The organism is Nocardia wallacei (assembly GCF_029869545.1).
Classification (GTDB): domain Bacteria; phylum Actinomycetota; class Actinomycetes; order Mycobacteriales; family Mycobacteriaceae; genus Nocardia; species Nocardia wallacei_A.
Genome location: NZ_JARWQD010000116.1, coordinates 82,729 through 108,463, shown reverse-complemented (window position 1 = coordinate 108,463; position 25,735 = coordinate 82,729). Strand labels below are relative to the sequence as shown.

The 25,735-nt window shown below is 63.8% G+C and carries 23 protein-coding genes and 2 pseudogenes; 12 read left to right on the top strand and 13 right to left on the bottom strand.

What is annotated here, in order from left to right; all coding sequences use genetic code 11:
- Nucleotides 1–81: 81 nt before the first annotated feature.
- From QH290_RS09075 to QH290_RS09055, 5 genes are all read left to right on the top strand, one after another.
- Nucleotides 82–1,728, top strand: coding sequence for an AMP-binding protein (locus tag QH290_RS09075; RefSeq protein ID WP_280382543.1), 1,647 nt, complete (start codon nucleotides 82–84; stop codon nucleotides 1,726–1,728).
- Nucleotides 1,718–2,986 carry a cytochrome P450 gene (locus tag QH290_RS09070; RefSeq protein WP_280382542.1) on the top strand — a complete coding sequence of 423 codons (1,269 nt, stop codon included), beginning with the start codon at nucleotides 1,718–1,720 and terminating at the stop codon, nucleotides 2,984–2,986. The genes QH290_RS09075 and QH290_RS09070 overlap by 11 nt, the downstream gene beginning before the upstream one ends.
- A gap of 77 nt (nucleotides 2,987–3,063) precedes the next feature.
- On the top strand, nucleotides 3,064–3,876 hold the full coding sequence (locus QH290_RS09065; protein ID WP_280382541.1) for an acyl-ACP desaturase: 813 nt from the start codon (nucleotides 3,064–3,066) through the stop codon (nucleotides 3,874–3,876).
- Nucleotides 3,873–4,133, top strand: a complete 261-nt coding sequence (locus QH290_RS09060; RefSeq protein ID WP_280382540.1) for an acyl carrier protein — start codon at nucleotides 3,873–3,875, stop codon at nucleotides 4,131–4,133. The genes QH290_RS09065 and QH290_RS09060 overlap by 4 nt, the downstream gene beginning before the upstream one ends.
- Nucleotides 4,130–5,116, top strand: coding sequence for a ketoacyl-ACP synthase III family protein (locus tag QH290_RS09055; RefSeq protein ID WP_280382539.1), 987 nt, complete (start codon nucleotides 4,130–4,132; stop codon nucleotides 5,114–5,116). The genes QH290_RS09060 and QH290_RS09055 overlap by 4 nt, the downstream gene beginning before the upstream one ends.
- A gap of 268 nt (nucleotides 5,117–5,384) precedes the next feature.
- Here the strand turns inward: QH290_RS09055 and QH290_RS09050 are convergent, their stop codons facing one another.
- From QH290_RS09050 to QH290_RS09040, 3 genes and pseudogenes are all read right to left on the bottom strand, one after another.
- Nucleotides 5,385–5,942 carry a DoxX family protein gene (locus QH290_RS09050; RefSeq protein WP_280382538.1) on the bottom strand — a complete coding sequence of 186 codons (558 nt, stop codon included), beginning with the start codon at nucleotides 5,940–5,942 and terminating at the stop codon, nucleotides 5,385–5,387.
- A gap of 42 nt (nucleotides 5,943–5,984) precedes the next feature.
- A pseudogene (locus QH290_RS09045) lies at nucleotides 5,985–7,457 on the bottom strand (carotenoid oxygenase family protein).
- A 189-nt stretch (nucleotides 7,458–7,646) separates the two neighbouring features.
- The gene (locus tag QH290_RS09040; protein WP_280382537.1) at nucleotides 7,647–8,525 is read right to left on the bottom strand and encodes a VOC family protein; all 879 of its coding nucleotides are present in this window, start codon (nucleotides 8,523–8,525) and stop codon (nucleotides 7,647–7,649) included.
- Nucleotides 8,526–8,611: 86 nt separating this feature from the next.
- Here QH290_RS09040 and QH290_RS09035 point away from each other — a divergent pair, with 86 nt between their 5' ends.
- Both QH290_RS09035 and QH290_RS09030 read left to right on the top strand, forming a co-directional pair.
- The gene (locus QH290_RS09035; RefSeq protein WP_280382536.1) at nucleotides 8,612–9,571 is read left to right on the top strand and encodes an Lrp/AsnC family transcriptional regulator; all 960 of its coding nucleotides are present in this window, start codon (nucleotides 8,612–8,614) and stop codon (nucleotides 9,569–9,571) included.
- 205 nt (nucleotides 9,572–9,776) lie between these two features.
- Entirely contained in the window at nucleotides 9,777–10,097 is a 321-nt protein-coding gene (locus QH290_RS09030; RefSeq protein WP_280382535.1) for a VOC family protein, read from the top strand.
- A gap of 73 nt (nucleotides 10,098–10,170) precedes the next feature.
- Here QH290_RS09030 and QH290_RS09025 read toward each other — a convergent pair whose 3' ends face one another.
- Complete coding sequence (locus QH290_RS09025) at nucleotides 10,171–10,860, bottom strand: TetR/AcrR family transcriptional regulator (protein WP_280382534.1); 690 nt, start codon at nucleotides 10,858–10,860, stop codon at nucleotides 10,171–10,173.
- Nucleotides 10,861–11,018: 158 nt separating this feature from the next.
- On the opposite strand from QH290_RS09025, the gene QH290_RS09020 reads away from it, so the two are divergent.
- On the top strand, nucleotides 11,019–11,462 hold the full coding sequence (locus tag QH290_RS09020) for a hypothetical protein (protein ID WP_280382533.1): 444 nt from the start codon (nucleotides 11,019–11,021) through the stop codon (nucleotides 11,460–11,462).
- A 51-nt stretch (nucleotides 11,463–11,513) separates the two neighbouring features.
- On the opposite strand, the gene QH290_RS09015 is transcribed toward QH290_RS09020, so the two are convergent.
- Nucleotides 11,514–12,125: a TetR/AcrR family transcriptional regulator gene (locus QH290_RS09015; protein ID WP_280382532.1), complete on the bottom strand. Its 612-nt coding sequence runs from the start codon at nucleotides 12,123–12,125 to the stop codon at nucleotides 11,514–11,516.
- An 85-nt stretch (nucleotides 12,126–12,210) separates the two neighbouring features.
- Here QH290_RS09015 and QH290_RS09010 point away from each other — a divergent pair, with 85 nt between their 5' ends.
- Both QH290_RS09010 and QH290_RS09005 read left to right on the top strand, forming a co-directional pair.
- Nucleotides 12,211–13,257: a TetR/AcrR family transcriptional regulator gene (locus QH290_RS09010; protein WP_280382531.1), complete on the top strand. Its 1,047-nt coding sequence runs from the start codon at nucleotides 12,211–12,213 to the stop codon at nucleotides 13,255–13,257.
- Between the two features lie 73 nt (nucleotides 13,258–13,330).
- Nucleotides 13,331–15,025 (top strand): carbamoyltransferase N-terminal domain-containing protein, encoded by a 1,695-nt coding sequence (locus QH290_RS09005; protein ID WP_280382530.1) that lies wholly within the window; start codon nucleotides 13,331–13,333, stop codon nucleotides 15,023–15,025.
- A gap of 238 nt (nucleotides 15,026–15,263) precedes the next feature.
- Here QH290_RS09005 and QH290_RS09000 read toward each other — a convergent pair whose 3' ends face one another.
- From QH290_RS09000 to QH290_RS08985, 4 genes are all read right to left on the bottom strand, one after another.
- Nucleotides 15,264–15,623, bottom strand: coding sequence for a hypothetical protein (locus QH290_RS09000; RefSeq protein ID WP_280382529.1), 360 nt, complete (start codon nucleotides 15,621–15,623; stop codon nucleotides 15,264–15,266).
- Nucleotides 15,624–15,805: 182 nt separating this feature from the next.
- Nucleotides 15,806–16,264 (bottom strand): hypothetical protein, encoded by a 459-nt coding sequence (locus QH290_RS08995; protein WP_280382528.1) that lies wholly within the window; start codon nucleotides 16,262–16,264, stop codon nucleotides 15,806–15,808.
- 52 nt (nucleotides 16,265–16,316) lie between these two features.
- Nucleotides 16,317–17,621: an MFS transporter gene (locus QH290_RS08990; RefSeq protein WP_280382527.1), complete on the bottom strand. Its 1,305-nt coding sequence runs from the start codon at nucleotides 17,619–17,621 to the stop codon at nucleotides 16,317–16,319.
- Nucleotides 17,521–19,533 (bottom strand): hypothetical protein, encoded by a 2,013-nt coding sequence (locus tag QH290_RS08985; protein ID WP_280382526.1) that lies wholly within the window; start codon nucleotides 19,531–19,533, stop codon nucleotides 17,521–17,523. The genes QH290_RS08990 and QH290_RS08985 overlap by 101 nt, the downstream gene beginning before the upstream one ends.
- A 600-nt stretch (nucleotides 19,534–20,133) precedes the next feature.
- On the opposite strand from QH290_RS08985, the gene QH290_RS08980 reads away from it, so the two are divergent.
- The gene (locus QH290_RS08980) at nucleotides 20,134–20,694 is read left to right on the top strand and encodes a TetR/AcrR family transcriptional regulator (RefSeq protein WP_280382525.1); all 561 of its coding nucleotides are present in this window, start codon (nucleotides 20,134–20,136) and stop codon (nucleotides 20,692–20,694) included.
- 234 nt (nucleotides 20,695–20,928) lie between these two features.
- Here the strand turns inward: QH290_RS08980 and QH290_RS08975 are convergent.
- From QH290_RS08975 to QH290_RS08960, 4 genes and pseudogenes are all read right to left on the bottom strand, one after another.
- A pseudogene (locus QH290_RS08975) lies at nucleotides 20,929–21,453 on the bottom strand (DUF2867 domain-containing protein); the annotation flags it as partial.
- 631 nt (nucleotides 21,454–22,084) lie between these two features.
- Entirely contained in the window at nucleotides 22,085–23,017 is a 933-nt protein-coding gene (locus tag QH290_RS08970) for an NAD-dependent epimerase/dehydratase family protein (RefSeq protein WP_280382524.1), read from the bottom strand.
- Nucleotides 23,014–23,406: a hypothetical protein gene (locus QH290_RS08965; RefSeq protein ID WP_280382523.1), complete on the bottom strand. Its 393-nt coding sequence runs from the start codon at nucleotides 23,404–23,406 to the stop codon at nucleotides 23,014–23,016. The genes QH290_RS08970 and QH290_RS08965 overlap by 4 nt, the downstream gene beginning before the upstream one ends.
- Complete coding sequence (locus QH290_RS08960) at nucleotides 23,403–24,320, bottom strand: NAD-dependent epimerase/dehydratase family protein (RefSeq protein ID WP_280382522.1); 918 nt, start codon at nucleotides 24,318–24,320, stop codon at nucleotides 23,403–23,405. Before QH290_RS08960 ends, QH290_RS08965 begins: the two co-directional genes overlap by 4 nt.
- Nucleotides 24,321–25,111: 791 nt before the next feature.
- On the opposite strand from QH290_RS08960, the gene QH290_RS08955 reads away from it, so the two are divergent.
- Complete coding sequence (locus QH290_RS08955) at nucleotides 25,112–25,708, top strand: TetR/AcrR family transcriptional regulator (RefSeq protein WP_280382521.1); 597 nt, start codon at nucleotides 25,112–25,114, stop codon at nucleotides 25,706–25,708.
- The last annotated feature ends 27 nt before the right edge of the window (nucleotides 25,709–25,735 follow it).

Sequence of the window (25,735 nt, the reverse complement as noted above, 5' to 3'; positions counted from 1 at the left end):
TTGCCGCACCGGTTTATTCATTGCTTCCGTTCGGGTATATCTTGGTGCATGTACGGTTCGGACGCGTGGGGAGCGTCGACGGTGCCCGAGGCTGTGTCGTGGATCGCCCGCGACCACCCGCACGCCGAAACGACCTTCCCCCACCTGCGGCAGACCCTGACGTCGGCCGATCTGGAGTCGGCCTCGACCCGGTTCGCACACGGCCTGATCGGCGAAGGTATCCGGCCCGGCGAGGTCGTCGGGCTGTTGCTGCCGATCGGGGCCGAACTGCTGGTGGCGCTGCTGGGCAGTATCCGAGCGGGCGCCGTGGCGACGGTGCTGCCGGTAGGAACCGCAGACGCGCGGGCGAACGCACGGCGGCTGCTGCCGTTGGTGCAAGCGTGCGATATGCGAGCGGTCGTCTGCGCCGACCGCTACGCGGCGGTGGCGGGCGAGCTGGCTGGGCTGCGTCCCGGTCTGCAGGTGGCCCCCGCGTCGGTGAATCGCCCCGGGGCGGGCGGGTTACCCCGGGTCGGCGACGGCGATCTGGCGGTGGTGCAATACACCTCCGGCAGCACCATGGCACCCCGCGGAGTAATGCTGACTCACCGCAACGTACTGGCGGGGCTGGCCGCGATCGCGGCGTCCGCGGAGATGACTCCCGCGGACGTCTGGGTGCAGTGGACACCGCCCTATCACGACCTGGGCCTGTTCGGCATGCTGACCAGCGTGCTCAACGGCGGCACCACCTACGCGACGGCGCCGCGCGAGTTCATCCGCCACCCGGAGAACTTCCTGCGCTTGATCGCCGAGACCGGGGGGACACTCAGCACCGGCCCGAACTTCAGCTACGACCTGCTGATCGGCGCCGCGGCCGGACGCGAGCTCGACCTGTCGAGCTGGCGGCTGGCGTTCAACGGCGGCGAGCCGATATCGCCGGTCACCGTCGAGAACTTCGCGAAGGCGTTCGCGCCGGCGGGGGTGGCGCCGTCGGTGATGTATCCGGTGTACGGGATGGCCGAGTCGACCCTGGCGATCTCGTTCCCCCCGCCGGGGTCCGTGCCACGGACCAGCTGGGTCGACCGCGAACGGCTCGGCACGAAAGGCGTTGTCCACGTGGTAGATCGGTCGGACCGCTCCGCGGTCGGTCTGGTCTGCGTGGGTCGGCCGGTGTCCGGGATGCAGGTCCGCATCGTCGCCGAGGGGTCCGAATGCCCCGCGGGGCGGCTCGGGGAGATCCAGTTGCGCGGCCCGGCGGTCACGACGGGGTATTACCGCAACGGCGACGCCACGGCCGAGCTGTTCGACGACGGCTGGTTGCGCACCGGAGATCTCGGGTTCCGGCTGGACGGTGACCTGTACGTGGGCGGCCGGACCAAGGAGATGGTGATCGTGCACGGCTGCAACTACTTTCCGACCGATGCCGAACAGCTGGCCAGCCGGGTGCCGGGTGTCTATCACGGGCATGTCGTGGCCTTCGCGGACAACGCCGTCGGCGACGGTGAGCGGATCGGCCTCATCGCCGAGACCGAGCTGCCCGAGAACCAGCATCCCCTGCTGATCAACAGGATTCGCGATCACGTCGCGGCCGGGATCGGCACGGCGCGCATCGCCGTGCACCCGGTCCCGCCGCATTTTCTGACCCGTTCGACCAGCGGCAAATGGCAGCGGCTGGCTGCCGCCGAACGGCTCGCCGCGCACCGTCGATCCGCCGACCCCCATTGCGAGGTACGAAGACATGAAACCTGAAACCGCCGATGCCGCACCAAGTACCGATCACGCACCGGTCGCGACCATCCCGCACGGATGTTCCCGCGATATCCACGCCGTACTCGCGAGCCTGCCCGGCCCCATCGATCGAGCGATCATGTTCGACGACCTCCCGGCGTGGGTCGTCACCGGATACCACAATGTCCGGCAGGTGCTGGACAACGACGAACTGGTGAAGGACCCGCTCCGGCTGCCGCCCGGTGTGCATCCGTTCCGCGGCCGCCGCTATCCGGAGGACGGATACTCGCTCGGCGGAAGGCATCTCATCAGTTCCGACGCCGCCGACCACACGCGACTGCGGCGCATCAGCAAGCCCTTCCTCTCCCGTCGCGCAGTGCAGCACTGGCGCCCGCATATCGAGACCACCACCGACGACCTGCTGGCTGCGATCATCGAGCACGGCGGCGGCGAACTGGTCGGCGAGCTGTTCGAACCCCTCGCCAACACGACCATCTGCCGCGTACTCGGCATTCCCGCTACGGCGGATCGGACAGTGCTGACGGGCAGCCGAACACTGCTGGGCGCAGTCCACCCTCGCGACCCCGACTACATGCGCGCCTCCGCCGACCTGCAAACCCTGCTGACCGACCTGCTGCGCCGGCGAGCCGACCGGACCGGCGCCGACACCGACGACCTCGCCGGGGCGGCGGCTGCCGCCTGGCAGAACGGGACGATCGGCCTGCGCGACGCACTCGGAGTTGTCCGGCAGTTCATCACCGCGAACACGATCAACACCGTGTCGGTGCTCGCCCGCACCGCGGTCACCGTGCTCGAGGACCCCGGCCTCGCCGCAACCGTCGCCGCGGACCCCACCGCAGCCTGCGACGTGACCGAGGAACTGCTGCGGCTGCAATCCTCTGCGCCGCTGGCGACATGGCGATTCGCACCGCACCCGATGACCCTGCTCGGCGCCCGCCTCGACGTCGGCGACATCGTGCTGGCCGCCGTCGACACCGCCGACCACGACCCGGAGGTCTATCCCGACCCACACCGGCTGATACCCGGCCGGGAAGGACCCCCGCACCTCGCGTTCGGGCATGGACGCCACCACTGTGCAGGCGCTGAACTGGCCCGCCTGGAGATCCAGACCGTGCTCGTCGCACTCGCCCGGCACGCCCCGCGGCTGAGTGTGGCCGAACCGGCCGATCGGCTGCCGTGGTCGGACACCGTGCTGTGCCACGGCCTCGCCCGCGTGCCCGTCACCGTCCGCACATCCGAGATCGGAGCCGAACCATGACATCGCTACCCGATACCGCGACAGACCGTCACGAACCCCGCTCCGGCACAGGCGAACCGCTGCAAGGTCTGCCGTTCATGGACATTCGGGCCGCTGTCGAGCCGGCGGTGCAGCGAGGAGCCGACCGCGGCTGGAGCCTGGCCGACGTGCGGTGGGACGCAATACAACCCGAGGCACTCACCAAGTCCGACGAGTTCGTCATCCGTTTCACCACATTCATCGAGGATCACATCCCCGGATACGTGACCTCGTTGCTGGACAACTTCCCCGTCACCGGCGAGGACATCGACCTCGAACAGTTCTGCGGCAACCGGGAATACTTCCGGTTCCTGGTCGCGTGGGCCTACGACGAGGAGCGCCATGCCTCGGCGCTCACCCGTTACCAGACCGCATCCGGCCTCGCCGACGAGGAGGACCTGCTGCGCGAACTGGCCGTCGAGGGGCGCAAGCAATTCCAGGAACTGCCCGACAATCCCCTCGAGGCTTTCGTCTACACGATGGTGCAGGAGAAGGCGACGCACCTGTTCTACCAGCGTTTCCATGCGGTCGCGCGCGAACCGGTGCTGCGTGATCTGCTGCAGCGGCTCGGCCGCGACGAAGCCCGGCATTTCTCCCTGTATCGCCATCTCGTTGCCGCCTATGTGCGCCGGCACGGCACGCGCACCATCCCGCATCTCAAGCACGTCCTCGAGAACTTCAAAATGCCATTGACCGCGTCGCTGACCGACTACTGGAAATGGTCGCTCTGCGCGCCCAAGAGTGTCCGGTTCGACGTCACCGATGCCTACGAGCCGGTCGGCCATCTCGTCCGCGACCTCATCGATTCCCCCGGGGACCCCGACGTCGACGATCTCATGTCGTTCATCACCGAAATGAGGAGACTGCCGTGACCCGCAACGATGCCCCGACCACCGACCAGATCGCCGACACGGTCCTCGCCGCGTTCCGCACCGAACTCGACAGCGAGGTCCGCCCCGGCGACAGCATCTCCGAACTGTCCTCGATCGACTCGGTCAAACTCATGCGCCTGATCACCCGCATCGAGGACCATTACGACATCAGCCTCGACGACGACACCGTCTTCACCGTTACCACCGTCGGCGACCTCGTCGATCTCATCACCACCACGGTGGCGGGCAAGCAGTGACCGTGCCCACCCTCGGCATCGCAGCCACCGCCACCCACCTACCCGCCACCCACCAGACCGCCCGGAGCGTGGGAATCCCCGAAACCGACGCTGCCACATGCGACTTCGAAGGCTACGAACAGGTACCCGTCGCACGGGGCAACCCGGTCGAGGACCTGGCCGTGCCCGCGGCCGAAGCGGCACTGCGGCAGAGCGGACACCCGCCGGAGGACATCGACCTGGTCGTCTACGCATGGATTCACCATCAAGGCGACCAGGTACCGATGCCCCACGCCCGGCTCGCCCGCCTGCTCGGCGCGCACCACGCCACCGCGCTCGGCGTCCAGCAGATGTCCAACGGCGGCGGCGCCGCCGTCGAAACCGCCACCGCCCTTCTCCGAACCGGCCGCTATCGCACCGCCCTCGTCGCCACCGCCGACATCTTCGACGACGACCCGCACACCCGATGGATCGACCGCGCGGCCCGCGGCATCCTCCTCGGAGACGGAGCCACCGCCGCTGTCCTCGACACCACCCGCCGCCCCCTCACCATCGCCGCGGTCGCCTCATCCGGGCGCCCGGACGCCGAGCTGCAATTCTTCGCCGACTTCGCCCCCGGCAATCCCATCCACCAACGGCCACACGGAAAAACCTTGCGTCCCGAGGCAATCCCCGCGATGCGCGCCTGCATCACCACCGCCGTCACCCAGGCCCTCGATCAAGCCGGACTCGCCCCCGGCGATCCCCGCATCCGCGCCGTCGCCTTCACCCGGCTCGGCCGCACTCTGCTCCGCCGCGTCTTCTACCCCGCCCTCCCCACCGGCCTACCCCGGCCCCTGCAACTCACCGCCGACACCGGCCACCTCGGCGCCGGAGACCTCCTCGCCAACCTCGCTCACATACACCACAACATCCCCCTCACCCCCGGCGACTACGCCCTCATCGTCAACATCGCCATGGGATTCACCACCACCGCGGTCATCATCCAGGCCAACGGGCGATAGACGATGGACAGCAGAGTTCTCGAAACGATGAAAGCCCTGGCAGTGTGGGTGCCAGGGCTTCGTGAGGGTGCGCCATCAGGGAACAGGTCACGTTTTGCCTTACCGCAACAAGAGCTGCGGTGTTCATGCACTAGACGCTAGCCCTCGTACCGGAGCCCGGTCAAAACAGGCCCGCCGGCGGGCGCCACGACCATCAACCAGCGGGTGACCACGATTCGCGAATTTGATCGTGACGATGCCGGGCTCCGAGCCGATTTAGCGGCGGGAATCATGGTGTACGAGGCTCACGTCGGCATATGGATCGACCGCTGGAGTCCCCTGAGATACGGAACCACGCCGAGTTGCGTGCCCAGCGGTAAGGTCTGCTCGTGATCGCAGTCATTGCCGCGGCGATGAAGACGATCTGTTCGGGAATTCGGAACCACAGCGGGACAGCGGGGTCGCCGTTGAGCATGACGTCGTTGAGCGCAGAGTGCAGGTTGGCCGGGAACATCGCGATGTACAGCCCAATAAGACTGACTCCGGCGATGGCCCGTGTGGCACCTACGATCAGTCCCACGCTGCCGAGTAGTTCGAGGACCCCGGTTGCATACACCATGAAGTCCGGGGCCGGGACGTAACCGGGCACCAAGGTGACCAGGTCGTCGTGGCTGGGCATGATGTCGATGGTGTCCGGCATGAAGTGGGCGATGCCCGTGACGGCCATCATGAAGGCGAGGCCGTGGGCGAGTGCCGTTCGCCAGTCGGTGAAGCGTGATACGCCGAAGGCACCGAGCGCGCGGAAGATCACGCTCGAAATCAGAAGTAGTGCCAGAGTGTCGAACATATTGTTTCCTTACGGGATTGAGGGATTGGTTGTCGTGGGATCTCACCGACCGCCTGGGATCCAGTTGCCGTGGAATCCGGCCGGGACCCGATGGGGCAGTTTGATCGAGGCGACGGTCTCCAGCGTTTCCGCGTCCAGCATCGCCAGTTCGCTGCGGTCGGATGCGGTGTCATGGACGAACCCCATCAGCACCCCCTCGTCCTCGGCTGCGTCCGGCGCTGTAGGTTCGAAAACAAACTCGCCCACCCGCGCGTGTCGGCCGAAGAAACGGGCGGTGGTGGTGTCGCGGAGCCGGTCGTGTTTAAGCAGGGCGGATCCCGGAGCGGCGCCCGGGCCGACCGCTGGTGCGTAGCCGAACCGGTAGCGTCGGCCCACCTTGCGTTCGTCAACGCGTGGGAACTCCTGCGCGCGATCGTCGAGGCGGTTCTGGCGGACGGTGCCTGCGGCCAGATCGATCGCCCACCGATCCAGGGTCGGTGATCCCTCCTCGGGACCGGTGCGGTCCCGGTCGAACATGACCGGATATCGGACGACGTCGAGGACGACGGTGTCCCCGTCGTCGTAGGCGTTCATCGGATGGAACACCCAGCAAGGCTCGATCTCGAACCAGCGGACGTCGTCGTTGCCACCCTCGCGGGGCATGATCCCTACCCGTGCCGGGTAGCGGGAATTCCAGCCGTAAGGCAGGCGGAGGTCGCGTGGCCGACTCGCGCGGATCGGGTCGGGTACCCGGATTCGGCCGATCATCGCGGAAAGAACCAGCCGGGCCGGTTCCGACATCGGTGCGCCAGCGAACAGGCCTTCTTGATCGGATAGTGCCCCCATCTGGTGCGGATCAAGAGTGACCGGAAGGTCGTACAGCACGATGTGATCGTCGGTTATTGAGAAATCGTGCATCAACGGCATCCCGGTGACCTCGATGTCGACGGTCCGTCGCGCTCGGCCGTCGGTGCCGATGACGGTGTATTGCACCGTATTTCCGCGGTCGAAGGCGTAGGAGACCGCATGCAGTTCACCGGTTACCGGATCCCGCTTGGGGTGTGCGGTGTAGCCGCCTCGGATCGTCCCGCCGAAGTCGCAGATCCCTATGGAGTCCAGCTCATGGCTCAACTCGACCGATGTGCCACCGGCTTCGATCAGCGCGAGGGTGCGCCCGGCGTGCCTGATTACGTTCGTGTTGGCACCGATACCGGTTGCGTTGTTGCCGAGCACCCGGTCCTCACCCAGTGCAACGGAGGTTTCCGGCCCCCGGACCCACCGATTGCGGTACCACTCGGCCCGACCGCCCCGGATACGGATGCCGTGCACCATCCCGTCTCCGACGAACCAGTGATAGAAGGCCGGATCGAGGTCTCAGACCGGATTGGCGCCGTTGCGTAGATATCGGCCGTCCAGATACTCCGGGATTGTGCCGACCACCTCCAGGCGGGTCAGGGTGTGTTCTTGTTCGATGGGCGCGAACACGCCCTCTAGGTATCGGTTTTTTACCTGTGGATCAGTCCTTCTTGCATCAATCGAGCAAAGTGAGTGGGGACGTGCCGTGCGCCGGCTAGAGACAATTGAGCGCGGCAAAAGGCCGCTGCTTCGTCCTTGGTGCTGCCGATCAGGATTGGCCTGACGTTCGATCCGATGGCCTCGACTTGTGCGTCTGGATCGACCTCCGTCGGCGACAGGCCCAGGACGGCGACGGCACCAGAGGCCGGATTATCGGTCGGTAGCTGCGGTGAAGAACAGGCCGGCGCCGAATGCGTCACGCGCAGATACGAAGAAGCCGCCGTTGTCTGTGGGCCGGGTCGGTGTGCCGGCACGTCCGACGATAGCTCGGGCGGCAGCGACGTCCTCCACCGCGATCGTCATTGCAGCCAGATACGAAGGGGCAGGCACGGGCTCACCGGGCAGCAGCACCTCGGCCATCGAGGACCGTACGAGCTCCACCCGTCCGGCCGCCATCTCCACGACGGTGAGTGTGCCGTCGGAACGCGGGGGCGCGCCCAGGAGTCCGGCATACCGCCCGACAAGTCCATCGAAGATATCGTCATCGGCGACAATCAGCACGGCGCTGAGACCGCGTGCGCCGTTCAGATGGTTGAGGTATCGCGACTGATGCACGTACTTGCGGGTGAGGTGCTGGGCAATGCCCACGTACCCCTCGGAGGTCGTCCGCGGGTCGACGTGCACGGCGCGGGCACGTATCATCCGTGGCCCGTTCTCGGTGTCCACCTCGCGTTCCAGGTCCAGGACTCCGGAGGTGTGCAGGCCGAGGGCGGTGATCCGCTGCTGGGTGACCTCGGCGTCGCCGGTGTCGAAGTTGAGGATCCGGAAACCGTCCGGCATGGTCCGGGTGTGCCACGGATCGGGCGCGTCCTCGTCGACTATGCCAAGCAGCTCGATGTAGGAGTTCCCGAACAGTGCGCATCGGTTGGCCGTGCAGCCGGGTATCGGTTCCGTGCCGGGTCCTTCACTCAATAAGTGGCGCGACCGGGGACTGAGGGTAAAGCCGAGCGACGCGAAGCGTCGTTCCAGACTGTCCAGATCCCGTGTGAGGATGCCGCAATGGTGAATGCCGTTGATGTCGTGCGTCATGACAGCGATGCTGCGTCCACCTGTTGCCTCCGGCCCTGAACGAGCCGGTTTCACGCTGGATTTCGACGTCGTCCTAGGCTGTCGGGGTGGATTCGGACATGCTGGACCTCTTGGACCGGCAGCTGCTGCACGCGCTGCAACTCGACGCGCGAGCTCCGTTCAGCAGAATTGCCGAAGTCCTCGAGGTTTCCGATCGCACAGTTGCCCGCCGTTACGGGCGCCTGCGTTCGACCGGCGCGGTACGGATAGCTGTCGCATTCGCCAGTCATCGCACGGGCAACTCCGAATGGCTGGTCCGGCTGCGGATTCACCCCGACGCGACCGCGGGTATCACTCACGCGTTGGCAGCCCGGGCCGACTCCTCCTGGGTGACAGTGCTGTCCGGCGGAACGGAACTGGTCGTCTTGCTGCGTACACCGGACGGCGGTCTCGCGCCGCTGGAACAGCTGGCCCGCCACCGCCAGATTCTCCAGGTGGATGCGCAGCGCCTGCTGCGCCACCTGATGGATCATCCGTGGCGCGGCCGCACGTCCGCACTGACCCCCGACCAGATCGCCGCGCTGACCCCCCAGGGCGCCCTCACCTCGGCTGCCTCGCCGACCCGGCTGACCGACCTCGACCGAAGGCTGTTCTCGGCACTGGCCACCGATGCCCGCGCCGCCTATCCCACCCTCGCTCGCAAGGTCGGCTGGTCGGAATCGGCCGTCCGGCGCCGCCTCGAGGAGCTGCGTTCTTCACTTGTTGTGAGGTTCGAGGTCGAGGTGGATCCACTCCGTTTGGGATTCACCGAGCAATGCTTGCTGTGGTTGAACGTGGTGCCGACGAGCCTGGTCGAGGTGTCTCGCACACTGACCGACGATCCCGAGATGGCATTCGTGGGAGCGACGACCGGAGCGTACAACCTGTTCGCGATTGTTGTGTGCCGTGACGCCGACGAGTTGTTCGCCTATGTCTCCTACCGGATCGGTGCACTGGAAGGCATCGACCGCATGGAGTCGGCTCCCGTCGTCCGGTACGCCAAGCGATCCGCCTCGCCCATTCGATAGCTCGGTGTGTCGGATTCCGCCACATCCGGCCAGGAGCACGTCGAATACCGCCGGTCTGCCCGGCCGCAGCAGCGATCGTGCGCAGGGACTCCCACACTCGGTGTTGTCCGTTCCGACAAGGGAGTTGAAAATGCTAACTGTCCTGCCTATCCGGTACGTCTCGGATGTGCCCGCGTGCCGCGAGTTCTACGCCGGACTCGGGCTCATGCTCGACGCGAACTCGAGTATCGAAGTGTGGGCTCAACTTTCGGCCGGCACCGGCGCCGTCGGGCTGCACGACTTCGCGGTCTCGAAGCGTCGCCCTGCCGGATCGACCGAACTCGGTTTCGCCACTGACGAGAAGCTGGAGCTGGTAGCGGATCGGTTGCGTGCCCAGGGATACGCCTACGAGATCGTCGACGAGGACTTCGGTCGCAGTCTACGAGTTGTCGATCCGGACGGTGTGACTGTCCAAATCCAGGAAATTGACATGGATGTCGCCAAGGCATCCGAGTCGGCTCTGACCGATCCAGCACGGAAGGAATAGGGCTCGGACTTCGAGGATGGTGCTGGCCGCTGGCGACTCCGGATACGCATGATCAGTCGCTCGCGGCCGCACTTCAGCCGGGTAGTGTAGGCATGTCGACCATGGTGGCCAAGACCCCGGCGAACGAGCCTGGTGCCGCGCCGAGGATCCGTTCCAGGGCCTCGAGGTGGGCGCGCAGCAGAACCTCGCGACGGTCACGTATCACCGGGTCGTCGACCGCGCCCGTGAATGCGTCGAGCAATGCATCACCGAGGTGCATTCCCATGCCGGCGATAATCGTTGCTGCTTGATCCGGATACGTGGCATCGAAAACTCCCTCTGCGCAGCCTTGTCGGATTATCGCAGCAATCAGGGGGCCCTGAGCTCCGATCGAGGCATCGGTGATGCGTTGGCGCAGCAGCGTGTTGTGTTCGTTTCGCCACATGCGCGCAATCGCCGATAGGTCGCTACGGTGGGCGACTTTCCAGTCGACCGCTGAGACGATGTAGGTGCGCAGTTTCGTGAGGGCATCCGTCGTGGTGTCGGCAGCGACGGGCTCCAGGACGTCGGCAACGTCGGCGCGCATCGCGTCGATCACGCCGTCCAGCAGCGCGCCCTTCGAGTCGAAGTAGTGGTAGAACGCACCCTTCGAGATGCCGACAGCGTCCAGCACATCTGCGATCGTCATCTGCTGGAAGCCCTTCTGGTGTATCAACTCCAGTGCCGCGGTGAGGATTTGAGTCCTCTTGGCGGCGTGTTCCTCGGGCTTGACCTGCCTGGCCATCAATCCTCCCTTCGCCGCGGGACCACTCATCGATCCATCCGCGTTCGGTCGCGCATCACACGATCTTGACGCGGGGCTGTGTTGACCGGCCGCGAGTCACGAGCGTATCGTCCCATCCCATAAACCGACCGCCGGTTTATTAAAGCAAGGAGTGCTCCATGACCAGGGTCGACCATGAGGCCGCGCAGCGTACCAAGGCGTACGCTCGGGTGCTCGGGCCTTTCATCGCAGTCGTCACAACTGTGTTGGTATTCCGGCTGCAGGATGCCCAGCCTGTCGTCGACAACCTGTTCGCCAATCCGGCCACGGTGTGGATTCTCGGTGCAGCGATGCTCGGTATGGGGCTGGTGATCATCGGCGGGCATCGCCATTGGCGAAGTGTGACAGCAGCGGCGATATCGCTGTTCGGCTGGTTCGTGGCTGTGCGTGGCGCCGCACTGATGGCCGCTGCGGGGACGATGCGGGACGCAGTGGACGCCTCACTGGATGGCGCCGCGCTCGTGGCGGCGCGGGTCTTCTTCGTGCTGCTGTGTTCCTTGGGGTTGTGGTTCACCTACGTGGGTTGGTTCCGCAAATCGACCGCGCCCGCAGCCCGCGGCTGATACCGGCCGGCGTTGGGTCCCGGCACGGCGGGTCGCCACAGCACCCCATCCCTACGGAGGATCGGATGCGACGAGCCCCGCGGTGAGGGCTTCGGTGGTGATCCGCGCGACGGTTTCTGCTAGATAGGTTGTGCGGCTGGGGTTTTCGTCAAGCATGACTTGCCATGCGAACAGTGGGCCGAGCAGCAAAGTGTGAACCAGGGCGGGATCGGGCCGTGTCGGCAGTTCGCCGCGAGCTACCGCCCGGTCCAGTAGGACGGTGACTATGGATCGTTCGACGGCGAGATATGTCTCGGTGAAACGATCGCCCAGGGCCGGGTCGGCGTGGATATCGGCGAGCAGACCCGCCAGGACCTCCGCTGCGGTCCGGGTGAGCCGCTCGCCGAACTGTGTAGTGAGCGCAGTGATATCGCCGGCCAGCGAGCCGGTGTCGGCGGGTGGCTCTTCGCTCAGGTCATGCAGGAGCGCGGCGAAAATCATCTCCTGCTTGGTCGCATACCGCCGGTAGATCGCGGCCTTGCCCACCCCGGCGCGGGCTGCGACGGCATCGACGGTGAGTGTGGTGTAACCCTGCTCGTCCAGCAGCGACCGGACCGCTGCGGCGATGGCGTGATCTACCCGACTGTCTCGGGGGCGACCTCCGGCTTGTTTTGGTTTCGACATGCTGGCATCATACGAGCCGGTCAGTATCGGTACTGTCAGTCTCGAAATCGATGTCTGACCGATACCGGTGTATTGGAGGCCTTTGGTGTTTGTCTTCGAGCGAGATCGAGCATTCTTCCCCATATCTCCGGCTGCGCCCCGCTGGACGATCATCGCGGCTCATCTGGTTCCGGTGGCCGTTCTGCCTTCCACCTTGTGGCGCCTGGCCGTGCTGCTGGCGGGTTCGTTCGACGGACGGGTGAGCCTACCGTGGTGGACGTCGGCGTATATCGCGACGATCATGGTGGTGCTCGAGGTCTTGGCCTTGCTGACCGTGGGTTTGGTAAGCGTCTGGGGCGAGGTTGTTCCGGGCCGGATCCCCGTTCTGGCCGGGCGTGCGGTCCGTCCGTTGGCAGTAGTTGTGCCGGCGCTGGTGGGCTCGGTACTTGCGACGGTGGGTGGCTGGATTTTCGCCTACGACTGCTACAAGTTGCTTACCGATCCCTCGTCCTCCGATGAGATGGGCGGACCGGTCGGACGAGTACTGTTTGCAGTCTGTTACGTGCCTTTGGCAGCGTGGGGGCCGTTGCTGGGGGCAGTTGCCATTGCATACTACCGGCGTCGTACTCGTGCACTGTTGGTTGGGGCCGCGGCGGAGCTATTTGCCGAGAAAGGGTATCGGAACACGAGTGTCATCGATATTGCTGAGAGGGCTGACGTCCGGCTCGGCAGCATTTCGCGGCGGTTCGGCACCAAGGAGAGCCTTTTGCGGGCGGTGCTGGACGATCAGCTGCAGTCTGTGTCGATCGGTGCAGACAATTACGCTGGTGATTCGTTGGATCAGGTCATGGAATACATGCGACTGCCCGCCACCCGAATGCTGATCGGCTTGCACGCCGAAGCGATGGAGGCCGATTCGCCGCTCCGTGAGCACTGTGCACGTCTGCATGAGGCACTGCGGCGTGGAGTACAGCGTAGAATGAATCCAGATGCATTGCCTTCGGGAGTTACCCCGGAACTATTGGCCATCTTGCTGGTCGGAGTCGCTTTCGGTGTTCAGGCCCAGTGTCGGGTCGATCCAGGAGCGGTGGACCTCAACAGAGTTCGCGAAACCCTGCGCACTTTGCTGCCAATGGGCACCGGAGCGTGCTGACAAATTCTGACGGCGAGAAGAGGGTATATTCTCAATGTTGGTAGTGCTGTGTCGATAGGTACAGTAGCTATGTATGATGATCTGTGGAATCAAGGTGTCTCACGATGGTGGTGTCGCGGTTGTCGACGGCAACGAACTAATGTTCAGTATCGAGGTCGAGAAACTCGGTAACGCCCCCAGATACAGTCCTATCGGTGATCTCGACAGGGTCGCCGAGATACTGCGGTCGGAAGGGTTGAGCCCGTCTGATATCGATCGCTTCATCGTCGATGGTTGGTTCGCCAGCGAAACCGTGCGGGACACCGATTCGGTGAGACCCTCATCTATCTCGACGATGGCGGGTGGGCGCCCTACCTCTCTGTCGGTCGCTCCATATCAGGACCGTCCCGGGGTTACCGATCCGATCACGCGATTCCGGTTTCGGAGTAACGCCTTCGGATCGGCATCTGGAGGATACGCGAGTTACCACCATGTGGACCACCACATTCTGGGAGGTTACTGCACAAGTCCGTTCGCGGAGCGGGCCGATGACGCGCTCGTTCTTGTTTGGGACGGCGGAACAGCCGCTCGGGTCTATCACGTGGAGGCCGTGAAACGGACTGCACGTCCTGTTGCAACTGTGCTGCCGATCGTCGGCAACAGTTTCACCTACTTCAGCTCTCACTTCGATCCTTTTATGCAGAAAATACATGGACCGGCACGGGATCAGGCTTTGCGACAGCATCTGTCCATACCCGGCAAGGCGATGGCGTATGCGGGGCTGGGTGTAGTGGAAGAGGCCGCATATCCGGTCCTCGACAGAATTATCTCGGCGTTGCCCGACGCCTCGCAGGAGGCTGCTCGATCCATTGGGGCGAAAGTCGTGGAGAATCGCGACGAACTGTTTCCTGGGCTGGTCGATGCCGACCTCATCGCTACGTTTCAGGCCTATCTGGGAGACAGACTCGCGGAGGGCTTGGCTTCACTGGTGCAACAGAACCCGTGGTTGCCCCTGAACCTGGTCGTGGCCGGCGGCTGTGCTCTGAATATCAAATGGAACGCATTGTTGCGAGCCAGAGGAATCGTCGACGAAATCTGGATTCCACCTTTTCCTAATGATTCGGGAGCGGCAATCGGCACCGCGTGCTGTGAGATGTTCCGGTATGGGAAGAGCCCAGCCCTGAGTTGGAATGTGTACTCGGGTCCGGCGGCAGAAATCGGACACGTACCGAACAACTGGCAGAAAGAACCCTGCAGTGAGGAAGGTGTCGCCCAGCTGCTACATCGCGACGGCGAGCCCGTTGTGATCGTCTCGGGCCGTGCGGAACTCGGGCCGAGGGCGCTCGGCAATCGCAGCATCCTGGCCTCTGCAACCGACGTGGCGATGAAGGATCGCCTCAACGGCATGAAGAACCGGGCAGGTTATCGGCCGGTAGCGCCGGTGTGTCTGAGCACTCGGGCACACGAAGTTTTCCGGCCCGGAGCCCGGGACCCCTACATGCTATTCGAGCACCGCGTCCGCAGTGAGTGGGCTGAGCGCATACCCGCTGTGATCCACGTCGATGGAACAGCCCGGCTGCAAACCATCGATGAGTTTGCGCCCAGCCCCACAGCTCGCATTTTGGCGGCATACGAGCGTCTCAGTGGAATACCGGTCCTGTGCAACACAAGTGCGAACTTCGAGGGGCGGGGGTTCTTCCCTGATGTCGCTTCCGCGGCTCGGTGGGGCGGTACGCGATACATCTGGTCCGGAGGATATCTTTACACGAATCATTCTTTTCGAGCATGAAGGACGGAGCCCGGCCGGTATCGCCGGGCGGGCTCCGCTACTGCTTTTAACATCTACTTGCATGCACCTACGGGTGCAATCGGGGCTGTCGGCGGCGATTGCGCCGCGAACGCTGCCGCGATCAGATTCAACAGAGCATCCATGAGTCACCTCCTTCCGTAGCCGGTAGCGCCTCGCCGAGGCATAAGCACCGCAGATGCGAATCCGGCGAGCGGATCTGCTTCTTCGGTACCAGCCTCTATCTCTTGTCGAGCTCGACCAGCTTGCAGACGCAGAGTGTTACGGTGTGTGCGAGAATCCCACCGAAGTATCGTGTGCAGAACTCGGCGTACCCGACCGGGTCGCACTGGTGTGCATGCCATGCAGAGTCGACCTCGAGGTCATCTGGCAAATAATTGCCCTGCATACCGCTCGCGCGGTAACGCTCGAGCGATGCTTGATACCGCCTGACACGGTCCTGGATTTGGTCCTCGGTCAGTGCGGTCGATCCTGGCCAGAACAAGTGACCCCACCGCAGATTTTCCTCGAGATGCGTGGTGTCGAATTCTGCCGGCGGAGCTTCTGCTTCGGTCTCCTGTGATGTGATTTTCGTTGTCATTGCCTGGTTCCTCGTTTCGCTGAAACTCACCATGTCGGCCGACAGGACTCCAGATCTGCTGGAGTCATTAAATTCTCGATACAGTGTGGACGAGTGTCAATTGGCGAAACCGCCCAGGGGTGGGGATATTTCCGGCATGCATGTACCTATTTTCATGGCATTGTTTTGTCGTCGACACGTCATCAGATGCCCGGAGGGAAATCATAATGCTTCGGGACTAGGGGAGTCATCAGCTGTGTACCGATGATCACCGCCACTTCATCGTGGTGAGCGAACCGATATGACGCGGGATCGCCGTAAAAGCGCTCGCCGTTCACGTAGAGGTGTACGGTCTCGAACGGGGTCAGGACAATCGGCCCCACACGCTCGGTGGTCAGCGGCTGCCCCCATTCGGTGAAGAATTGACCGAGTGTGTAGGGCACGTCCTCACCCGACTCGATATGCACGATCCCGGTCGTGTCGTGAGTGTGCAGAGGGGATCCCATTTTCCGGGTGTCGTCGATGCCGACAAGTGCGGGCACTGTTACCGGCTGCCCGTACACAATAACATCGAGGTGGGCGTGGTAATGGAAGGTTGTCATGATCGTGTGCAGTAGCGGCAGTCCTGCGGCCTCTACGGCGGCAGCGGTATCCGTCGGCAAATCCCATCCTGGTTGAGACAATGCCGAACCGGTCAGAGGATAGGGTGCTGCATCAGCGCCTGTAGAAGCCATTAGAGTGAAAACGGCGGCGGTGAGAAGGGCGGAGAATGTTCGCATTTAACGAATCTACAGGCATCGGGTGCACGGCGCTTGGCGCATTATTCCCACGGGCGGCGGCCGCACTGCGGCGCGCAAACGCGGTCCACAGCGTGCTTCCGAAGATCGCTGCAATAAACCCGATTTCGCACACCGTCAGCCATCCTCCGGACTGATAGGCGAATCCAGCAATGGTCGAGCCCGCTACGCCACCAAGGAAGTATGCGATCATATAGGCTGATGTGATCCTGCTACGGGCTGCGGGATCGAGCGCGTAAATGGCGCTTTGGTTTGTCGATTGTGCGGATTGGATACCGAGATCGAAAACTAGTAATGCGATGACCAGCACCACCTCGTTATATCCGCCCCACAACAGGAGCAGCCAGCTGGCCAGCAGTATCAACCAGGACAGGGTCGTAATAGCACGCAAGCGCCCGCGATCGGCCAGGCGGCCCGCAAAGGGAGCGCCGGCAACACCAGCGACCCCAGCGAGCGCGAACAAGCCGATCGAGAACGGGGAGTAGTGGTAGGGGCTCGAGTGGAGGCCAGCGAGAAGGAACGTGATTGCCGTCCAGACTCCGGAGAAGCTGGCCATGATGAGAAAGCCCAGAACCATGCGCTGCCGGAGTACCGAATGCGACCGGATGAGTGAGACGATCGAAGCCAGTATGTCGACGTAGCGTTCGGTTGTCACGGTTCGCTCGGCCTCCGGTGCTACAAGGTAGACGGTCGTCGATGCGATGGCCTGGATTCCCGCAGCGACAATCAGCACTGTGCGCCATCCGCCGAACTGTGCGACCGCGCCGGATATCAGCCGAGAGAGGAGGATGCCGAGGAGCAGGCCGCTCATAACGGTGGCAACGGTTTCGCTGCGCCGCTCCGGGGCTGCTGTAGCCGATGCCCATGGCACGACAATCTGAGCTGCCGATGCTGCCAGACCGGTGGCGAAAGTGCCGAGCAGCAACATCACCAGATTCGACGCCGCGGCCGAAACGGCAAGGGACACGACCGAAGCGGCCAGTAGGATTGGCACCATGTGGCGACGCTCGAGGAAGTCACCCAGTGGCACAAGGAGCGTGAGCCCGCAGAGGTAGCCGATCTGCGCCGCACCGACCAGCAGGCCGGCGGTGGTCGCGGAGATGCTGAGGCCACCTGCGACCTCATGTAGCAAGGGTTGCAGGTAGTACAGGGAACCCGCTGAGGAGCCGGCTGTAATCGCGAAGACGAGCACGATCACCCGGCCTCTGTTCTGAGCGGTCACGATGCCAGCTTCCTTCCCATGTCAATGCCATCTCAGAACTCTTGTCGCGAGTCGGATTGCGGAAGTAGTCCTGCAGATAGTCGCGTTCTTCGCGCGTGAGCTCGGATTCCGGTACATGGTCGATGTATCGTCGATTAGCGAGCCGGTGCGCAGTTTGTTGGAAGAGAGCCATATTCGCCGGTGAGGTCTCCAGCTTCAACACTGCGAGCGACGCTGCAGCCTCACCGATGTATTTGTCACCGTCCCACACACTCGGCGCGAAGTTTTGACGATAGTTGTACGCGCGGATGGCATTGATGATCATTCTCTGATCGGTGAAGCCGGCATCCATCATTGCGGTGGCTGCATCATTGAGCATTCCGCCGCGGTTGATGATTCGGTCCACAGCCGCGGCCGCACTGCGGTGATTGTGGCCGCCATGTTCGCGGACGGCGGATCGAGCGGCCTCAATGGTTTGTTCTCGAATGCGATACTGATTGCGTACCCACCCTCGATTGTAAACTTCCTCATTTGTTCTCCACTGCGCTACTTCAGCGCGATTCCGCAGCCGAGAATTCGGGTCTAAGGGGCTTCTGCGGTACCCGAAAAGAATTCCCGCGACCGGGTTACTGTTGACGACGTTGATCGCGGTCAATCCGGCGATCAGCCCTGCGGACATGGAGTGCGCGGTCTCTCCCGGACCCATCCCGACGGCCGTGCCACCTGCGGCGGCCGCCTTTCCGCCCTGGCCTTGCATGGCGAGGGCAAACCGGTTGGCGACCCAGTCGTTACCCCTGTCGAGACTGGCGCTGAGCCGTTTCAGCTGGAATATGGCGATGGTCTCGACGATCGCACCCAGCACCAGGACCACCATGACCTGACCACCGGCCTGCTCGAACAATTTTCCCAGGAACAGTGCGTAAACGGAGAGGAAGATGGTGTACGCAGTCATTCGTGCCGCCGCGACGAGCCCGTCAACGAGGTTGCGAGCCAGGAACGTCTGCGTCGGCCCATAGACGAAGCCGCCTGCGGCAAAACCGAACAGCGCCATGAAGCCGTGATAGATGGCGTCCAGCGCAGCCCAGATGATCTTGATTCCGAGATATCCACCGAAGCACAGCATGACCATCGCGCAGCCCAAGAGAACCAGGCCCGAGCCGATCTGCCCCATACTCGGGTGGCCGGCCTCGGTGAATGCCGCAACATCGCCGCACGCGCGGATATTGTCGAGCAGCCGGTCGGAGTCTCCGGAGGCGACACCAGTCGACCAAGCCGCTGCACACTGTGGAGACTGGTCGACCACATGACCGAAATTCCAGACCTGCACCGGACTCCGTGCGAAATTGTCGGCCAGGTCGCCTTGCAATTGCGTTAGTACCGTTTCGGTGTCGGGATGTGAGTTCCCGGTGAGGCCCGCACCCACCGCCACTCCGACATCGCGACCCGTGGCGAGTAGTCCGTGGGGTGAGAGAACCTCTGCCAGCGGGTCGGCGAGAAAAATGGTGCCGACGACTGCAACGAGGAGCATCGTGACGGCCTGCGTCGTTGCCTTCGAATAGAAACCCCGCGCGATCAAGTAGGCCACGACGACCGATCCGATCGACGCGAATGTTATGAGCACGATCGGGGTCGCGATCTGACCGGTGAAGGCATCGGCAATACCGGTGAATGCGAGTTCGAACGGGGTCACCCAACGGAAGCTGATGGCGAAAATGATGAACCAGACCCCACCGGTCGTCGCAACCATGTAGCCGACGAGTTCCAGCCCGAGTACTGCCACCACGATAGTCTCCAATGGGCGGAAAAGACTTCCGCCCTTGTTGGCGAGGATGTAGTCACTCAGCGGGACTCCGTGCGAATCCCGGACGTTCATCCAGGCGATCGCGCCGATCCCCGCGCCGCCTGACGTGGTCCCACTCTGCGCCGTGGCCACCGCCCCGAGGACCGCGGGAAATACCAATAGCACACCGACAGTCGCAAGGAAGACTGCTGTTCTACGCCGCACCGTGGTGGCGTCGACCCGGTTGCGCCACCGCCGCACCAGCGCCGGTTCCAGCGACCGCGACGGACTACGGAGTGCCGTACGGTGCGTCGGTCTCGGAGCGCTCACCGGTGGCTCGTCCTTTTGGCTCACCGCACCTCCGAATATCCGCCAGGGGTCTTGGCGTTGAGCCGATCGACAACAGCTCCTCTCCGCGGCCCTGATCAGCCGTTCCACGGTCTCACTGCAGCCTCGGGGGCGATCGCAACCACACGTTGCGGCGCGGCATTCGACTAGCGGTCGGTGTCTCCGCGCATGCGGTATGTGGAATGACAGTGGCTATGTTGTGTAGCATAGGATGAAGAGGTTTCGGTGGCAAGCCGAACGCATCGAGAGTTGCGGTCGTGGCCGTGAGGTCGGTGGTATCCGCCTCGCGGCGCAGAGTCGAGGCCGGGCGATGGCGAGCTCCGCAACGCAGGCTATGCCGGGGGTCAGAGGATGGAACAGCTAACATCGAAACGATGGTTCCGGACACCGTGGTTGGATGGATCTATGGCATCGCTGCGTAACGAGCGGACTCAGGAGAGTCGTCGGTTGCTGATCGCAGCCGCGGCCGAACTCTTCGCCGAGAAGGGGTACCGGCAAACGAGTTTCATCGATATCGCTGAGCGTGCCGGTATCAGCCGTGGTTCCATTCCGTGGCATTTCGGAAACAAGCTGGGATTGCTCGAGGCGGTGCTCGACGACCAGCTCGAGACGGTGTTGGCCAGTTTCACGGTTCGTTCGGGTGATCCACTGGACCAGGTCGCCGAATATGTCCGGATGCCTGCGACGCGCATGTTTACCACTCTCCTGGCTGAGGCTGTCGAGGCTGATTCGCCGATTCGTGAGCATTACGCGCGGCTGCACGAGGCCCTTCGACGCGGGGTGCAGGCCAGTCTCAGCTCCGCAGCACTTCCGCCGGGCAGCACACCGGAGACGGCCGCCGTCTTGCTGGTCGGGGTGGTTATGGGTGTGCACGCTCAGTGGCGGGTGGACCCCGCCGCAGTCAATCTCGACACGATCCATGCGACTCTGCGTACTCTGCTGCCTGCGAGCGTTGTGCGGCCCTGACCCGCGTTTTCGGATCGAAGGTGCCCAATCTTCCGGCGACGCTTGGATATCCGTGGAACGCGTGAACTGATCCGCGTAATCAGTGACTGGTAGTGAACTGAGAGTGCGTGTGGCGCTGGGGATCTCGTCTACACCGACCAGACCGCGGATCGTCCCGGCGCCGATTACCTCGGCGGTCGCGTCCCGCCATGCGTGTTCCCATCGGCGCAGGAAGATTGGGAGGACAACGAGGTGTCGAATCGGTGCGATCGCGGCCAGATACAGCCGCCCCATCAGGCCGTTGGGTTTCACGAGGACCGTCATACGCAGCTCGTGGCCACCGTTGTCGTCCTGCGCCCACCCCAGATGCATCGCGGTGTGTACGGTCTTGTTCGCGAGCTCCAGAACAGCCTCGTCGGGGAGTTGATAAACCGGCGTGAAGGGCGCCAAGCCCCGGTCGGAGCCGCGCGGGACAGTCCTTAGGTCCTCGGGCAGACCCTCGCGCAACGCGAATACTCGCTCACCGAGGCCCGTCTCGCGAGCGTCCCATCCGAACAGCGCTCCCAGCTTCCACCGCACCGCGAGCAGGAACCCCAGCAGGGCGGGGTTGGGCCGGGAGGTCTCGTACCGCTCGACCGCCTCGAGCATAGTGGGGAAGTCGTCCGGTCCACCGCCCGGCGTATGCACAGCCCAGACGTCCTCGATCTGGAAGTCGCCCGAGACCTCGTGGGCCCGCCACGGGACGTCGGTGTACGCCGTGTTCGACAGTCTCGCAGGCATGAAGTTCTCCGATCTGATGCGCGCGCAATATCGAAACCAAAAGTTCCGATACTGAATGTATCGCATATGTTGTGTTCGATCGATTGAAAATCCGCTTGCCATCGGGCTCGCACAGAGGTCGAAGGCGGGTTGGCCCGCCTCGGTGCCTGATCGCGGGGCCTCGTCGAGGCGCTGGCCTGTTCAGGGCACTACGGCTAGCTAGAGCTTCAGTGCATTGCCGAGGAGTCCGCGGGGCGGTACCCCCGGACGTGTTCTGACGTGCTGCTGAGCGGCCCTGTTGAATCATGGTGCGGGCTGTATTCGATGCACAGCTGAGCGCGGTTTCCGTCGATTCCGATCCGGGCATCGAATGCAACGGCGCACCTGTGGTAGCCCGAACACAGTGACGTGGGTTCGAAGCAAACGAATGTCCGATGCCACCGACCCGCGACGGCGACCGGCCAAGAGTGCCGACGCCCACCACCCGTATGCGTCGGGGAGGCGCTCGATATGAGTTTGGTCAGCCGAAGTGGTGCAGCTTGTCAACCGCCAGTGCGCGGGACCGCCGAGTGCGGTAGCACCCGGTGGTCCCGCTTCTGGTCGCTACTCGAGTCCCTTACGGTTTTCCGCGATCCGAATAGAAGCGTCCTGATCAGTCTGTGTCCCACAGGGTCGTGAGCCCTTCGTGGATGGACGGATAGACAGGTTTCCAGCCCAGCTCGTGTTTTGCCCTGGCATTGGACAGGCGAATGCGGGTCGTGACCATCAGCCCATGCATGTACGGGAAGGCGGCGAGCAGCCAGGCTGGGACGGATCGGGGTGATGGTGCCCCGGAGGCCTCGGCCAGTGCTTCGATGTATTCGCTGAACGCGACGGGGTGATCATCGACAATGTTGTAAGCCTGACCGGGCCGCCCGCGTTCGAGGGCCGCGACAGCCGCGGCAGCGGCGTCGTGAATGTGAATGAGCGAGGTGACACCGGACGGACGAGGTACCGGCAGGCGCCGGCTCTTGGTCTGATCTGCAAGCTGACGGGTCAAAGGCTCTGGGCCGTAGAACATTCCGTAGCGTAGCGCGATCCCGTCGATACCCGGCGTGCCGAGAACCTGGTCTTCGTTGGAGCGCAGAGCACGCATATGCCTGTCGGTCGGGCCATGCCCGGTGAGCTGGGCGAACGGCCGGTCCTCGGTGATGAGCTCGGTACCGTGGTCGCGGTATCCATACCCGAGGAAGAAGGACTGTGTCACGAACCGCCGGGCGCCGACGAGCTGAGCCGCCTGGATCAGGTTGGTTGTTCCCTTGTCCCGCAATGCGTCGGTGGCATATAACGCGCGATGGAACAGAGGAGTGCCGGTGATGGAGGTCGCCTGGTGAATCGCTGCGTCGGCTGTGTACCCGTCCAGAGCGGTCAGCAGCTCGTCGGCGTCCATCAGGCTCGCGCGCACCGGCTCGGCGCCAGCGGCGTGCAACCGCTGCAGGCCGGGTTCGGATCGGGTCAGCCCAATCACTTCATGGCCCGCTGAGATCAAATGTGAAACTAGGGCCTTACCGATGGTGCCGGTGGCCCCGGCTAGCAATACCCTCATACCGGAACCACCTTGTTCTCGATATTGCGGCGCCGTAACGCGCGAAGCCTGACTACCAACCCCGCCAGCGCAACCGCGGATAACGCCAGCAGTGCCCACGGGTCGGATCCCTTTCCGCCCAGGTCTAGGTCGACGGCGTGGTTAAAGGCGTGGAAGGAGTTGGTGATGACGAAACCGGTGAGGACAACCGCGATTACGTCGCGCCACCAGAGTGCGGCCAGCATCATGAAGCCGATGCCGATCTGGAAGACACCCGCGTCATGGAGGAAGTGCACGTGATTGGGCCAGTTCGCCCACTCGGCGAAACCAGCGGGGTCCAGGCGGGCCCACCACCCGAATCCCAGCATCGATAGTGCCGCGAGAACCACGGCAATTCTGACGGTTTTCATTTCAATCCCTTCTCGACGGATCCGTAAACCGGCTTCCACGCCAGATCACGGTGCGCTTTGTGGTTGGCGACACGCATACTTGTGTCGGTCATGAGGCAAGCCAGGTACGGTGCGGCGAGCCCGAGCAGCCAGCGCGGCATCGCCCGGGCTCGCGGTGTGTGATGAGAGGCGGACACGGCGGAGGCGAACCGCTTCCAGGTGATCGGTTCGTCATCGACGATGTTGTAGACCTGACCCGCCGACCCGTGCGTGAGTGCCGCTACGGTTGCGGCCGCGGCGTCGGCCACATGAATCCAGCAGTTGATACCCCCACCATCGGAAGGTACGCACGGTCGCCGTCGGCGCATCATGTCGGCGAACATGTCGCTGAAAGCGCCCGGGCCGTAGAACAATCCGTATCGCAGCGCGATGCCTTCGATCCAATCGGCATCGCACACCTGCTGCTCAGCAGCTCGAAGGCCTTCGATGACCGAGTCGGCGTAACTACCGCACGGTTTCCCGAAGGTGTCGTCTTCGGTGAGAACGCGGTCCCCATGGTCGGTGTAGCCGTACCCGAGGATCATCGACTGGGTGACGAATCGGCGCGCGCCGACGGCGTGCGCGACCTCGAGCAGATTGGCCGTGCCGGTGTGGCGCAACGCGTTTGTGGGGTCGTCATCGCGCAGTCGCGGTGGAGCGCCTCGTAACGCTGTCGCCTGGTGCACGACGGCATCAACACGCAGCCCGTCGACGGCGTGCAACAGCTGTTCGCGTCGCATGACGTCGGCGACGACGGCCGTCCCGCCCGCGCTGTGCACCAGGTGATCCCTACTTCGGTTGCGGATAAGGGCGACGACCTCGTGGCCGGACGAGGTCAACGCGCGCAGTAGCGGTTGCCCTATCGCTCCCGTTGCTCCGGCGAGCAGAATTCTCATTGTGCTTGCCTGCCCGGTCTGATCGGTACGGCGGTACCGGCGCGGCACCGTCCGGGTGCAACAGCCTGCAACGCTGCAACGGCCCTCTCCAACGTATGCTCCGGCACGCAAACTCCTCGTTCTGCTAACAAAAGCTCTGTGGCGCAACGAAATTCGAAGCGCAGATCGAAGACGACCTGCCGACGCGGGTCAGAATCCCGAGGATCCGGTCGGCGGAGGGGTGCGATCCACCTCCGCATTCCAGTAGAAGACCCCTACCGGCCGGGTCAGGACATGTTCCGTATTCGGAATCTGCGGCTGCGTATGGCGGTAGGTGCCGTCCGGCTGCCTTCCCAGTGTTGGCGGGGCGGGTATCCCCGGCTTTGCGATGGTGGGGCACCCGAAACGGATAACCGCCGAACCATGTGGAGGTATCCATGCCCGACCCGTCGTCGAGGTGCCCTCCGTGCAGTGCACGAATGCATCGACACGGTAGGGGTCATCGGTCTCATTGGTGCAGGTGAAGCCCTCGCAATTGACTCCCCGGGCTAACTTTTCGGGCGCTGCCGACGGCGCCGAGATCCCGATCAGCGCAGCGAACACTGCGCCGGCAAGTCCGGTACCTACCATCTGTCGCCATCTCATGTATTGGTCTCCTGTCTTGGCCCGACCCGTTGATTTCGAGCGGCACAGTCACATTCCGCGCTCACCGCCGTGTGGTGCGGGGATTGGGCGTTGAGTCCGGCCATTTGACCGCGCCCACCGTTATGAAACTACCAGTTCCGCTACTGGCGGTTTCGTATAGTACGGGCATGTCGAAACCAAAACAAGCAGTCGGTCGCCCCAGGGATAGTCAGGTTGATCACGCCATCGCGAGTGCGGCGCGGGAGCTAGTGGCGGAGCGCGGCTACGCGGGATTTACCGTCGATGCGGTAGCGGCCAGGGCCAGGGTCGGCAAGGCTGCGATCTACCGACGGTATGCGACGAAGCAGGAGCTCATCTACTCGGTATTGGTGCGCGCCACTCGCACACCGCTGGTGCCGGACACGGGCTCGCTCGCCGGGGATCTGGCGGCGGTGTGTGAGGCGTTCGGAACCCGATTCGACGGCTTGCCACCGGATGTGCTCAACGGTTTGCTGGCCGACATTTATGCCGATCCGTCTCTCGGTGACCGGTTCGCCGATACGTTTCTTGCCAGCGAGCGGTTCGTGGTGACCGAGGTGCTCGATCGCGCGGTCGCAGCGGGTGACCTGAGTAGACGACCGGACCCGGGGATGGTGCAGGCGCTGCTGCTTGGTCCGATCTTTGCGTGGCTGCTGATTCTGGACGGTGAGCCTGCAATGGTTCCCGATCTCGGGCGGATGGCCGCCGAGGCGGCCTCGATAGCGCTGGTGAACAAGTTGCCCTGACGCCGAGCCGGCGTGGGACTCGACACT

What these genes read in the sequence shown, in the direction of transcription:
- QH290_RS08965 (WP_280382523.1), bottom strand. Translation starts at nt 23,406, where the DNA reads ATGAAAACCGTCAGAATTGCCGTGGTTCTCGCGGCACTATCGATGCTG.
- QH290_RS09065 (WP_280382541.1), top strand. Translation starts at nt 3,064, where the DNA reads ATGGACATTCGGGCCGCTGTCGAGCCGGCGGTGCAGCGAGGAGCCGAC.
- QH290_RS09070 (WP_280382542.1), top strand. Translation starts at nt 1,718, where the DNA reads ATGAAACCTGAAACCGCCGATGCCGCACCAAGTACCGATCACGCACCG.
- QH290_RS08955 (WP_280382521.1), top strand. Translation starts at nt 25,112, where the DNA reads ATGTCGAAACCAAAACAAGCAGTCGGTCGCCCCAGGGATAGTCAGGTT.
- QH290_RS09050 (WP_280382538.1), bottom strand. Translation starts at nt 5,942, where the DNA reads ATGTTCGACACTCTGGCACTACTTCTGATTTCGAGCGTGATCTTCCGC.
- QH290_RS09005 (WP_280382530.1), top strand. Translation starts at nt 13,331, where the DNA reads ATGATGATCTGTGGAATCAAGGTGTCTCACGATGGTGGTGTCGCGGTT.
- QH290_RS09020 (WP_280382533.1), top strand. Translation starts at nt 11,019, where the DNA reads ATGACCAGGGTCGACCATGAGGCCGCGCAGCGTACCAAGGCGTACGCT.
- QH290_RS08970 (WP_280382524.1), bottom strand. Translation starts at nt 23,017, where the DNA reads ATGAGGGTATTGCTAGCCGGGGCCACCGGCACCATCGGTAAGGCCCTA.
- QH290_RS09030 (WP_280382535.1), top strand. Translation starts at nt 9,777, where the DNA reads ATGCTCGACGCGAACTCGAGTATCGAAGTGTGGGCTCAACTTTCGGCC.
- QH290_RS09040 (WP_280382537.1), bottom strand. Translation starts at nt 8,525, where the DNA reads ATGACGCACGACATCAACGGCATTCACCATTGCGGCATCCTCACACGG.
- QH290_RS09000 (WP_280382529.1), bottom strand. Translation starts at nt 15,623, where the DNA reads ATGACAACGAAAATCACATCACAGGAGACCGAAGCAGAAGCTCCGCCG.
- QH290_RS08960 (WP_280382522.1), bottom strand. Translation starts at nt 24,320, where the DNA reads ATGAGAATTCTGCTCGCCGGAGCAACGGGAGCGATAGGGCAACCGCTA.
- QH290_RS09015 (WP_280382532.1), bottom strand. Translation starts at nt 12,125, where the DNA reads ATGTCGAAACCAAAACAAGCCGGAGGTCGCCCCCGAGACAGTCGGGTA.
- QH290_RS09025 (WP_280382534.1), bottom strand. Translation starts at nt 10,860, where the DNA reads ATGGCCAGGCAGGTCAAGCCCGAGGAACACGCCGCCAAGAGGACTCAA.
- QH290_RS08980 (WP_280382525.1), top strand. Translation starts at nt 20,134, where the DNA reads ATGGCATCGCTGCGTAACGAGCGGACTCAGGAGAGTCGTCGGTTGCTG.